We start from the raw sequence: 1,119 nt of genomic DNA, 5'->3' as shown, positions 1-1,119 counted from the left end.
CGAGATCAGGACACCGCGTTGGCGGAGCAGCGCCTGATAGTCGACAGAGCAGTATTGCGATCCGCGGTCGGAATGGTGGACCAGACCGGGCGCAGGCTACCGATGTAAAGCCAAATATGACGGCATGGACGTCAGCGAGATCAGCGCCTGAAGATGCTCGAAGACGGAAATGCGCATCTGGAACGGCTGTTGGCCGATGCCATGCCCGGCAATGCGGCGCTGAAGGATTTTGTGGTGACGCCCTTCGGAAAGCGGCAATCGGCCGCGCATCGGATGTCAGGCCACGGGACGGGCGAGCGGCGGACGTGCTGGGTGATCGCCTGTTGCCGGATGACCATGCGGCCCATGAGGCGATCCTGCGGGATGACCCCGTGCTGCGCGAGCGTCTGAAGAACCCGGCGCGGGTCCGCCGCAGGTCGCGGCTATCGGCGGCTGCCTGCCTTCCTGCGCCGTGATGGTCATGAGATGAACCGCAAGCGCCTGTTCCGCGTCCTTCGCGAGGAGCGGCTGCATGTCCGTCGCCGCGCCGGCCGCAAGCGGGCGACAGGGACACGAGCTCCGCTGGCGTTTTCCGCTGATGCCGGACCAGCGCTGGCCGCGCGACGTCGTGTCCGACCGACTGACCGATGGCCGCCGCTTCCGCGTGCCGAGCGCGGACGACGATTGCAGTCGGGAACGCCTCGCCCCGATCGCCGGCACGCTCTTGTCCGGCGCAAGTGTCACACGGCAACCGGCGACGCTGTTCGAGGCCCGCGGAAGGCCCGGAACCGTGGTCGGCGACAATGGCACCGAGTTCACCTCGAACGCGATCCTGACCTTTGCCGACGACCTTAGGATCGACTGGCACCGCATCGCGCCGGGCAGGCCCACCCTGAGCGTCTTCATCGAGAGCCTCAAAGGCCGTCTGCACGACGCGCTGTTGAACAAGACTTGAACCCCGTCCGTGATACGCTCGCGGCCTGGCGCAAGGATTGCGGCACCGAACGCCTGCACTCCAGCCTCGGCTGGCAGACGCCTGCCGCGTTCGTCCGGACCTTCACCCCGTACCGGGGCCTGACGCTGCCCAACCCGCAAAGCTCCGCGCCACACCCCGTTGCCAAACCCGACCAAACTCAAACC

3 protein-coding genes are annotated in these 1,119 nt (G+C 66.8%); all 3 read left to right on the top strand.

Annotation, left to right across the window (positions count from 1 at the left end):
- The first annotated feature begins 153 nt into the window (after positions 1-153).
- Complete coding sequence (locus tag AC2SGK_RS18260; RefSeq protein WP_488324796.1) at positions 154-390, top strand: hypothetical protein; 237 nt, start codon at positions 154-156, stop codon at positions 388-390.
- A 121-nt stretch (positions 391-511) separates the two neighbouring features.
- Complete coding sequence (locus AC2SGK_RS18255; protein WP_488324795.1) at positions 512-934, top strand: DDE-type integrase/transposase/recombinase; 423 nt, start codon at positions 512-514, stop codon at positions 932-934.
- The coding region (locus AC2SGK_RS18250; protein ID WP_488324797.1) for an integrase core domain-containing protein at positions 841-1,119 on the top strand (279 nt) is incomplete at its 3' end. The genes AC2SGK_RS18255 and AC2SGK_RS18250, both read left to right, overlap by 94 nt.

The organism is Paracoccus sp. NIOT.M2S5SZ12 (assembly GCF_057748165.1).
This window is presented reverse-complemented; position numbering and strand designations above follow the sequence as displayed.